Origin of the sequence: Aerococcus mictus, assembly GCF_003286595.3 — a bacterium.
GTDB lineage: Bacteria > Bacillota > Bacilli > Lactobacillales > Aerococcaceae > Aerococcus > Aerococcus mictus.
On the sequence record NZ_CP132985.1, the window covers coordinates 2,042,716 to 2,053,332 of the forward strand.

Annotated in this window: 8 protein-coding genes; 3 read left to right on the forward strand and 5 right to left on the reverse strand. The window is 45.4% G+C overall.

Annotation, left to right across the window (positions count from 1 at the left end; genetic code table 11):
- Positions 1-39 precede the first annotated feature (39 nt).
- The 3 genes from DBT49_RS09415 to DBT49_RS09425 all read right to left on the reverse strand — a co-directional run bounded on the left by DBT49_RS09415 (position 40) and on the right by DBT49_RS09425 (position 3,577).
- Positions 40-1,407 carry a serine hydrolase gene (locus tag DBT49_RS09415; RefSeq protein WP_013669154.1) on the reverse strand — a complete coding sequence of 456 codons (1,368 nt, stop codon included), beginning with the start codon at positions 1,405-1,407 and terminating at the stop codon, positions 40-42.
- Positions 1,391-2,548 (reverse strand): sensor histidine kinase, encoded by a 1,158-nt coding sequence (locus tag DBT49_RS09420; protein ID WP_013670072.1) that lies wholly within the window; start codon positions 2,546-2,548, stop codon positions 1,391-1,393. Before DBT49_RS09420 ends, DBT49_RS09415 begins: the two co-directional genes overlap by 17 nt.
- Positions 2,549-2,890: 342 nt before the next feature.
- Positions 2,891-3,577 carry a response regulator transcription factor gene (locus tag DBT49_RS09425; protein WP_013668933.1) on the reverse strand — a complete coding sequence of 229 codons (687 nt, stop codon included), beginning with the start codon at positions 3,575-3,577 and terminating at the stop codon, positions 2,891-2,893.
- Between the two features lie 370 nt (positions 3,578-3,947).
- Here DBT49_RS09425 and DBT49_RS09430 point away from each other — a divergent pair, with 370 nt between their 5' ends.
- From DBT49_RS09430 to DBT49_RS09440, 3 genes are all read left to right on the forward strand, one after another.
- The gene (locus tag DBT49_RS09430; protein ID WP_081456582.1) at positions 3,948-4,724 is read left to right on the forward strand and encodes a TVP38/TMEM64 family protein; all 777 of its coding nucleotides are present in this window, start codon (positions 3,948-3,950) and stop codon (positions 4,722-4,724) included.
- Between the two features lie 35 nt (positions 4,725-4,759).
- Complete coding sequence (locus DBT49_RS09435) at positions 4,760-5,830, forward strand: glycosyltransferase family 4 protein (RefSeq protein WP_013669288.1); 1,071 nt, start codon at positions 4,760-4,762, stop codon at positions 5,828-5,830.
- 109 nt (positions 5,831-5,939) lie between these two features.
- Positions 5,940-7,202: a lipid II:glycine glycyltransferase FemX gene (locus DBT49_RS09440; protein ID WP_013669557.1), complete on the forward strand. Its 1,263-nt coding sequence runs from the start codon at positions 5,940-5,942 to the stop codon at positions 7,200-7,202.
- A 215-nt stretch (positions 7,203-7,417) separates the two neighbouring features.
- Here the strand turns inward: DBT49_RS09440 and DBT49_RS09445 are convergent.
- Together DBT49_RS09445 and DBT49_RS09450 are read right to left on the reverse strand one after the other, a co-directional pair.
- Positions 7,418-8,844, reverse strand: a protein-coding gene (locus DBT49_RS09445; protein ID WP_101560582.1) for an IS3 family transposase whose coding sequence is annotated in 2 segments (ribosomal slippage) — positions 7,418-8,334 and positions 8,334-8,844 — 1,428 coding nt in all. Because the reading frame shifts where the segments join, the coding sequence is not laid out codon by codon here.
- A gap of 85 nt (positions 8,845-8,929) precedes the next feature.
- Complete coding sequence (locus tag DBT49_RS09450) at positions 8,930-10,549, reverse strand: LysM peptidoglycan-binding domain-containing protein (protein ID WP_181565451.1); 1,620 nt, start codon at positions 10,547-10,549, stop codon at positions 8,930-8,932.
- Positions 10,550-10,617: the final 68 nt, after the last annotated feature.

Consider the following 10,617-nt stretch of genomic DNA (forward strand, 5'->3'; position numbering starts at 1 on the left):
TAAGTTCCACCTGAGGGGCTTTCTTCATATCATTTATTTTTAATAACTATATTCCGCAATCTTGGCATTCAACCAGTCGCTGATGAACTGCATGCTTTCATGGACCTTGCGGGTAATTTGAACGAAAGGACTGACCCGCTTAACATTTTCCGTTGGCATCAAATCCGTAGCCAAGGCTAATTGGCCGTCCACGCTGTCCACAAAGGGGATATGGAGGATTTCCGTATTGACTGCCTCCCCTTCCTCCAGAGGGGCATTGACTTCCAAGTTCCCATTCATAGAATAGGAAGCCGGTTCGGTAAAGTCGGCTTCAGGGCTGTCACTAATGGTGTAATTATGGGGGACAAAGCAAGCCACGGTATTGCCGTATTGCAATTGCGTTGTTGCCTTATTACCGCCGTAAATCTCCACTTCTTCACCATTATTATAGAGGGCGCCTTGGGGAATCAAGACTACCCAATCCAAATTGTTTTGGAGATCGGACAACAAACGAGAAGTTTCCAGAAAGCGGTCTTCATTACTTTCCGCTCCCAATGTCACTAGGATAACTGGTCGTTGATTAATAAAACTAGTAGCTACCAAACAATAGCCCGCGCCCAGTTCGGTCCCGGTCTTTAATCCAGTAATATCCTGCCGTCCATAGGTCATTCCCGGCAGGAGTTGGTTACTATTGGTCATAGTCACCTGCCAGTCAGGGGCCACTTGGAAGACTTTTTCTTTCACTTGGGCCCGACTTTGAATATCGGGATAGTCTTTGAGCAATCTTTGGACGACTAGGGCCAGACTTTTAGCTGAGACTCGGTTTTCCTCACTTTCAGCGAATTGGCCTGGTCTAGCATCCGCCCGCAATTCCCCACGTAAACCGGAAGCGGAGACCAAGTTATAATCATCAACGCCCAGTTGGTCTAACTTTTGGGCCATGAGATCGATAAAGTGATCTTCACTGCCAGCCACCTTTTCCGCTAGGGCCACAGTGGCTGAGTTCGCCGAAGCAATGATGACAGCATCAATCAACTGGTCCACGCTATAATTCGCCGGACCCGCTACTAGCGGCACATTGGATAGGCCCTCTACTTGGGACTGCTGGGCCAAGGCTGGTGAGACCGGGACGGCTTCGTCTAGACTAAGTTTGCCCTGGGCCAGCTGGTCATAGATCACATAGAGACTCAGTAATTTGGTCAAGGAAGCAATCCCATGCAGGTCATCGGCGTCCTTCTGGTAAAGAATTTGCCCTGATTCTTGGTCAATCGCGATCGCATGCTTGAAGCCATATTGCTGGCTTTGGCTTAATTGTTGGGAAAAATCAGTCACCGTCTCGCCACTAGCCAGGACTGGACTGGCGAAAAAGACCAAAGCCAGGATTGCCCCAGCCACACTGCTGGCTAGCTTCTTAGTCACTGACTTCATGCTTATCAGCCTCCTTCTTTTGATCAAGGGGTTGTTGGTTGGGTAGGACGAAAATAAAGCGGGTTTGCCCATGGTCAGATTCGGCCCAAATCTTGCCGTGGTGCAAGTTGACAATGGTTTGAGCAATGGCAAGGCCTAACCCGCTACCCTTAGTCGTCCGCGAAGGGTCAACCCGGTAAAAGCGTTGGAATAAATTCTCCAAAGCGGCCTTAGAGATTTCATTGCCATCATCAATCACTTCAAAGCGGGTAGTGTCTTTTTGTGGAATGACTCTGAGGAGAATATAGTCCCCTTCGCCTCCGTATTTAATGGCGTTAGTGATCAAGTTGGAGAAGAGGCGGACAATGGTTTCGGGGTCAATTTCTACCCAAATATCCTCTTGACCCGAGCTATCCACTTCAATCCGCCGGCCCACTTCATCGGCTTGGAGCTCAAACTCGGCACTTAATTGTTCTAAGAGGCGGACCACATTGGTCTTTTGGGTATTGATCTTAGTATTGATATTTTGAATCTTGGTGTACTCGAAGAGGTCCTCCACCATCTTTTGCATCTGCAGAGCCTTGTCATAGGCGATGTGGACATATTCTTGGATCTTGTCGGGGTCATCAATTTGCTTGTTTTCAATCAATCCCAAGTAACCAATCACCGAGGTCAGGGGGGTGCGGATGTCGTGGCTCATATTGGCGATCAGTTCGTCTTTTGATTCTTCAATCCGCCGCTCTTCCTCCATGGCCTTAACCGTTGAATCGACCAGGCGGTTAATGGAAGAAACTACGGGTTCCATACTGTTCATATGCTTAGTGGAGATTTTATGGTTGTAATTTCCCTTGGAGATATAGTGGAGCTCATCTAAGATAAACCCCAATTGAATGGTCCGGTTACGCCGGTAGACCCGCCAAATCAAAATCATCAAGCCTGCCATCAAGTAAAAGGCGGTAAAACCAAGGACAAAATAGCGTTGAAAGCGGGGAAAGAAGAGTAACCAATAGGGATTTTCCTGAGCAACAAGCGGCATAAAGTAGTCGGTCAGGGTAATAAAAACAAAGACCATCCCAAAATAACCGATCACCAGTAGGGCTGTCACGGCGATGGTTTCAAACAGTAATTCCGTAAAAATACGTAAGCGTCTTTTAGCGGGCATGGGCTCTTTTTCCTTCTTTCCTCGGTGAATAGGCAGGGCAAAAAGTAGCGTAAGGACGCTACTCTAAACTCGTATTAATGTTTTTGTGTGACTGTCGCACTTTAGTTGAGTTCGGAAGGGTGAGGGGATGTCCTTTCAGAAAAGTTGAACGACCAGTCTGCTGGTCTTATCAGCTTTTCTTCCAAGGAATCTCCCTCACTGTTCCTTCCTCTCATCCTTTTCAAACCTGCTCCAAGCACGGAGCAAGCGTCCATTTCAGAAGTCCTTGCAAATCCTCTTTGAGGATTTTCTGCGTACTTCTTCCAATGGTCTTACTCCTTGTAGTGCTTGTCGCACTCTTTGTCACTCACTGATTTTGTAGCCGACGCCCCAGACTGTGGAGATGACTTTGTCGCCGCCGGTTGCGGTTTCGATTTTGTCGCGGAGGTGGCTAACGTGGACCATAACCGTCTTAGCGGAAACGACCGATTCTTGTTGCCAGACCCGTTCGAAAATCTCGTCAGCTGAGAAAACCTCATTGGGATGGGAAGCCAGGAGGTATAAGATGCCAAATTCTAGGGCGGTCAACTGAATATCTTCCCCGTCAATGGTTTTGACTTCATGGGAGTTCTTATGGATGATCAAAGGTCCAATCTCAATGGTGTCCCCGCTGCCTTGGTCACTGGCTCCTGACCGGCGTAAGAGTGATTTGACCCGGGCCATCACTTCTAAAGGGTTGAAGGGCTTGGTCACATAGTCATCCGCCCCAGTAGTTAAGCCAGAAATCTTATCCATGTCGGCTGATTTAGCACTCAATAGGAGAATGGGCACGTCCACTTCCCGGCTCCGTAATTCTTTAACCACGGTCAAGCCGTCCTTACCGGGCATCATAATATCTAAGATAATTAAGGCAATATCCGGGTTTTCACTGATCCGTTTTAGGGCTTCATCCCCATCATAGGCTTGGATCACATCATAGCCTTCATTGCTGGAATAAATAGTTAATAATTCAACAATTTCCTTGTCGTCATCAACGATCAATAATTTCACAAGGATCCCTCCTCTGTTTTTTTGTGAGACTGAGACAAACATCCTAGCCTCTCTTTATACATACAAACTTTCTTAATCAGAGCTGGTCCACTTACACGCTTCTAAACCTGCTCGGTGAAAGTTTTCTGGTTTTGTACCTATTCTACCAAAGATCCGCCCAGCAATAATCTCATTCGTCTTAAAATCTGCTTAAGAAAAGCTTAAATTCAAAGCAATTTGGACACTTTTGCCCTTATTTCTTTAATAAATCCTTAGTTTTTTTATATATTAATTCAATTCTCCTTACCGTATAATGGATTTAATGGGGCTGTTAAAACAGCCTTCACGACCTGAATTTTCCTCTAGACACTCTGAAAGCGAGGTCATCGCCATGTCCACTTCCAAGGATTTTCACCCGAATTCGGTTTCACCCCAAGCGACTTGTCCTAAAAAAGCCCACTTCCAGGAAAGAAAAGCTGACAAACAGGAAAGTCATCAAGAGGCAGACCAGGCGACTACTAGTCCAAAGCTAGGTCAGCACCAGGACCTAGCCCGGGAAAACCAATCCATCCAAAGGGCCCGGCTGGCTAACCAGGTCTTTAACCTGGTTGGGATCTTAGGGGTTATCCTAACTATCTGGCTGATTTACGCCGCTTATCAAAGGGGACTCTTCTCTTCCCAGGAAAATCTGGAGGCCTTTTTGCGTGGCTTTGGAGGCTGGGCCCCCTGGCTCTTTATCCTGATTCAGATTATCCAAACTGTTATCCCCGTTATTCCCGGAGGCTTGACCTGTCCGGCTGGGGCCGCCATTTTTGGGGTCTGGTACGGCTTTCTTTTAAACTTTATCGGGATTATGATCGGCAGTGTAATTGATTTCTGGCTGGCCCGGCGTTACGGCCGCCACCTAGTCATGGCCCTCATTGGCCCCAAGTCCTACAATAAGTATATCCACTATCTCAACACCAAGGCCTTTGACCGGGTCTTTATCTTTGGCATGTTCTTTCCGGTCTCCCCGGCCGATGCCCTCTGCCTCTTAGCCGGCCTCTCCAACATGTCCTTTAAACGGTTCTTCCTCTTCTTATCTCTAGGAAAACCCTTTACCTTATTTATCTATACTTACGGCCTCCTCTACTTGTCCAGCTGGATCGGCCAGCTATTGGGTCTCTAAGTCCCTAGCCCCACCAGCCTTAGAAAGGATTTTCTATGCAGCCTTTAACTATTAATATGTTCTCAAAAGCCGAAAGTAAAGCCGGTCAAGGGGTAGGGTCGGCCTACCGGGAGCTGGTCAATACCCTAGTCAAACACTATCCTAAAGACTTGAAACTGACTTATAATAGCCTCAAAGTCACTGACATCTCCCACTACCACACGGTTAACTTTCCTTTCTTTTTGTCCACCTTCTTTAAAAGGCGCCGCGGGGTCCGCTTGGGCTATGTCCATTTTCTCCCTGAGACCTTACAGGGGTCTATCCACTTACCCGGCCCTATCCAGATCCTCTTCGACCATTATCTGATCACTTTTTACCGGCGAATGGACCATTTGGTGGTGGTAAACCCCGTTTTTATTGATAAGTTGGTCCAAGACTACCACTTTGACCCCAAGAAACTCTCCTATATCCCCAACTTTGTCTCAACCGATACTTTCTACCCACAAAGTAAGAAAGAAAAAGCTAGTTTCCGCCAAGGACTAGGTCTCAGTCCCAATGACTTTGTCGTTTTAGGCGTGGGACAAATCCAGGGTCGTAAGGGGATCGATGACTTTATCCAGTTAGGCGTCGACCATCCAGAGATTTGCTTTTACTGGGTGGGTGGTTTTACTTTTGGGAAGTTGAGTGATGACCATGATCGCTACCAGGAAGCCCTCAAACACCTGCCAGCCAATGTCCACTTTACTGGGGTGGTGGACCGATCTGACATGGTCAAGTATTATAACCTGGCCGACCTCTTCCTCCTGCCCAGTTACAGCGAGCTCTTTCCCATGAGTATTCTCGAGGCCTTTGCCTGCCAAACTCCGGTTATGCTGCGCGACTTGGACCTCTACCAGGATATTTTAGGGGGCTACTATATTCCTTGTGCTGACCGAGCCGCCATGGGCGAAAAGATTGTTCAACTGGCTCAAGACCCCCAAAGTCTCAAAACCTACCAGGACAAGGCTCAAGCGGCCTCCCACTACTACAGTGAGGACCGGGTGGCGCAAATCTGGCTCAACTTCTACCGCGACCTGGCTAAAAGTCAGGCGAACAACAGCCATCATTTAGCCCAGCAGGGAAAATAAGACGATTTGGCCTAAAACTTTCCTTAAAATCGGGGTCAACTTTTCAAAAAAATCAAAGCCGTGGTAAGATTAAGGGAGTAGTAAAACTTGCGAGAGGATTTGAAAATAAATGACTCAATACCATAGCGTCCAATTAAGTGATGCGGACCACAACCACTTCGTTGAAAACAATCAAAATGGGGACTTATTGCAGCTGACCGACTGGGCCAAGGCCAAGGAATTTACCGGTTGGTACTCCAAAAATGTTGCCGTGGCGGATGAAGCCGGCCAAGTCCAAGCTGTCGCTAACATTCAATTTAAGAAAATTAAAGGCACGCCCCTGACCTTTGCCTATGCCTCCCGGGGCTTTGTGGTCGACTATGACAACCACGATGCCGTAGCAGCCATCACCCAAGCCGCAGTCAAGGCCGCTAAAGAAGAACACGCCGTCTACCTTAAGATCGACCCAGACTTAGAACGCCAAGGCAATGAAGAGACCTTAAAACTCTTAGAAACCCTGGGCTTTCGCCATACCGGATTTAAAGATGGGATGAGCGAACAGTATATCCAACCCCGCCAAACCATGTACACGCCCATCGACCAATCGGACGAGGACCTCTTGAATTCCTACGAAGCCAAGACCAGAAACCTGGTTCGTAAGGCCATGAAGTCGGGGCTAGAAGTCTTTGAAGGTAGCCGGGAAGAATTGGATGTCTTCCACCGTTTGATGGAGGAAACCGGGGAACGGGACGGTTTTGCTACCCGGGATATTTCCTACTTTGAAGCCCTCTACGACAACCTCCATCCCCAAGGCCATTTATATTACTTTATGATTAAGTTAATGCCTGACAAGATGGAAGCAGAAGCCCGCCAGGAACTGGCCCTAATCGCAAAAGACCGGGAAAAGGTGGAAGCCCGCCGTGATAGTAAGAAGAAAGACAACCAATTAAAGGAACTAGCCACCCGGCAAGCCAAGCAAGAAAAATTAATTGCGGACGCGGACGACTTGCGCAAAGACCACCCCAACGGTCTACCCCTATCAGCAGCCATTCTCTGCTTCTGCGGTAAGAAGGCCTACTATCTCTATGCGGCCTCTTCCAACCACTACCGCAAGCTCAGCCCCAACTACCAACTCCAATACGACCTCATGCGTTTTGCTCGTGATAAAGGCGCCACTACCTATGACTTTGGTGGGGTCAGCGTGGATCCGGATGAAGACTCGCCTTACCGGGGACTTTGGGTCTTCAAGCGCATGTGGGGGACCAAGGTTTCCGATAAAATCGGTGAATTTGACTATGTCCTCATCCCTGGCCTCTACCAAATGATGACCTATGCCATCCCGAGAGTCCGCCACTTCATGAAAGGCTTCCGTAACAAGGGAGGCGATGAATAAGTCTTAAAATTTATTTTATCCATAGTAAAAGCCCTCAAGTATATGGTGACCCCAATAAGTTGGACTTTATATATAGTGAGTTGGCCTTTGGCCAGCTCTTTTTTGTTGCTTACAGTTCTTGCTTATTTCTTGCCGACACATTTACTCAGAAATTTAAACTTGTCAAGAGGAAGAGCGTAGCGGCTCTTGATAAGTTTAAAGTTTATGTGTAATCATTAAGCGGCGAAAGAAGCGTGATGAAGACGAAATTCTATAGGACTCCTAAAATCTAATTTTTCTTTGATTCTTTCACCATTGTAATAGATTATAAAATCTTCAATCGCTTGTGCTAATTCTTCAAAGGAATGATAAGTCCGACCATAGTAGACTTCTTGTTTTAGTAGACTAAAGAAATTCTCCATTGGCGAATTATCTAAGCAATTTCCTTTACGAGACATACTTTGAAAAATTCGGTGATCCTTCAAGAGCCGGGTGTAACTTTTCATTTGATAGGCCCAGCCCTGATCAGAATGAAAGGTTCTTCTGTATGGACATAATTTACTTGCTTCAATGGCAGCTTGTAGCCCCTCCAACATGCTTTGTCCATTAGGCTGATGTGTTATCTTAAAAGAAATAATTTCTCGATTAAATAGATCCATGTAAGGATCTAAATAGAGTTTTCCAGTTTGATAATTCCCAGAATCATCGGCATAGTAGTATTTAAATTCTGTTGTGTCTGTTGTTATTTTTTGATAAGGAATGGTCGAATCAAACCGCCGGTTGATACGATTTGGCGCTATCTCTCCAATCGTTCCTTTGTAGGAATTATATTTTCTTGTCTTTCTAGTATAGCTAGTGACCTGTATCCCCATAATTTTCATTAGGCGTTGAACTTTGTTTTTACTGACCTTATAACCACGGGAAAGCAGTTCAGCTCGCATTCTTCGATAACCATAATCCTTATGGGTTTCTCTGATGTCTTTCATTTCCTCTTTTAAATCGGCATCCTTATCAATTTCCTCATCTTTATTTTTCCAATAAAAGTAGGTCGATTTAGGAAACTTTAAAACGCTAAGAATATCTTTTAAAGCATATTTTTCATCATGGAGACGTGTGATTTCGGTCACTATTTCTTCTTTTCTCGCTTGACTCTTTGAGCCACACGTCTCCTCAATCCTTTTAAAAATTTGTTCTCAATTTCTAAATCCGTAATCCGTTGTTCAAGTTCCTTTATTTTTGCTTCACTTAACTGATTGGTTTCGCTGCTATCCTTTATTTGATTGATTTGTGATTTCTTTTTAGACACTTTAGGTGGCCTTCCTTTCCTCGCGGAAAGGCCATCAAGTCCTCTTTCATGATAAGCTCTTCGCCAATTAGCGATTAGACTTGGATTATTCATGTTTAATGAATTGGCCAATTCGCGATAACTCATTTCCGTACTTTCATACAATTCTATCGCATTTAATTTGAATTCAACAGTATAAACCTGTTGAGTCCGCCTTTTCTTTAAACCATCTACACCAAATTCATAATAGTTATTAACCCACCTTCGTAAAATAGAAGGATCTATTCCTGCTTTATTAGCTAAGGTTCGATAACTTCCTTTTTTCGCAATATAGTCTCCTACTAAATTCAGTTTAAATTCTAATGAATATTTAGACATAAAAATAACCCCCAAAAGTTGAATTCTTAGTCCAACTTTTGGGGGTCACTACAGTATTGACTTGAAGGCTTTTTTAACGTCTATTTTATCTTAATTCCCAGTCTAAGGTATAGCTATTAGGTCCGGCATAATTGACATAGAACTTCTTGTACTTGCGCCAATTGAAGACGCTATTTCCGTAGTTCAGGGCTGCTTGGATGGAGCTAAAACGACGAGGTTCACGGACAAAGCCATGATTGGTATTGACTTTAACCGCTTGGGCTGGTTTCTCTGTGGAAGTTTCTGCTTTGGCAGGCGTTTTGACCACTAGCTTGTCTCCTGGGTGAAGCATATAGTTAGCGCCTAGCTTGTTCCAAGTCATCAGGTCTTGGATGCTTACCCCATATTTATGGCTAATCCGCCAGAGAGAGTCCCCGGATTGGACGGTGTAAGACGCGCTTGAAGTTGTATTTTCGGCTGGTTTTGAAGTTTCAGCGGGGGTCTCTGTGGAAGCTACTGCTTTGGCAGGCGCTTTGACCACTAACTTATCTCCTGGATGCAACATGTAATTAGCGCCTAGTTTATTCCAGGACATTAAGTCTTGGATACTTACCCCATACTTGTTACTAATTCTCCAGAGCGAATCGCCCGATTGGACCGTGTAGGATGCACTTGAGGTTGTGTTTTCAGCGGGTTTTTCTGACTTTTGTTCATTAGCTTCAGGACTTGCATCTGACTTTCTTAATTCCCATTTTAGAACATAGCGGCCGTTACCAACATAGTCGACCCGATATTGTTTGTATTTAGACCAGTCAGCATGTTGATGACCAAAGGCCATGGCTTCTTCAACAGTCTTAAAAGTTTGGTCTTCTTTTTGCCAACCATCTTCTACTCTAGTCGTGTCCGCTTTAGCTGGTTTTTCACTTTCTTGAATAACTTCGCTGCTTGGTTTTGTTGTTGAAGTTTCTGCCTTGACAACTAATTTGTCGCCAGGGTGGAGCATGTAGTTAGCGCCTAATTTATTCCAGGACATCAAGTCTTGGATACTTACCCCGTACTTGTTACTGATTCTCCAGAGAGAATCGCCGGATTGAACTGTGTAGGAAGCGCTAGGAGTTGTGCTTTCAGCAGGTTTTGCGGCTTCACTTGGTTTTTCAGTACTTAGTTTTCTTGTTGGAACTTCTGTCTTGTCAGGTGCTTGAACCACTAACTTGTCACCTGGATGTAACATGTAGTTAGCGCCTAACTTGTTCCAAGTCATGAGGTCTTGGATACTTACGCCATGCTTGCGACTGATTCTCCAGAGAGAATCGCCGGATTGGACGGTATAGGGGCCACTGACAGCTGGTTTTTCAACCGCTTTGTTGGTCGCTACAGGTTTTTCACTGTTTGTTTTGACTGAGCTTGTCGTTTCAGTGTTTTGACCACTCGCTTGAGGATTCTTCAATTCCCATTTAAGGACAAAGCGATTAGGGCCGGCGTAATTGACCCGGTATTGTTTATACTTGGACCAATCTGCGTGTTGGTTCCCATAGGTCATCGCTTCATCAAGAGTTTTGAAACTGTGCCCTTCTTGAACCCAGCCACTGGATGCACTACCTGGATTAGCTTCTGCTAAGACTTCTGGTGCATCTGCCACTTGTAAAGCTGCCGACGACAATAAGGACAGTGATGCCAGGCTAATCCATTTATTATATTGATTCATTTTTTGATTTCTTGCTTTCATTTTAATAACCTCCCTTAGGGAAAGACGGCATACCATGCTCTCTTTTCACTTATATTATAACAAGCCCT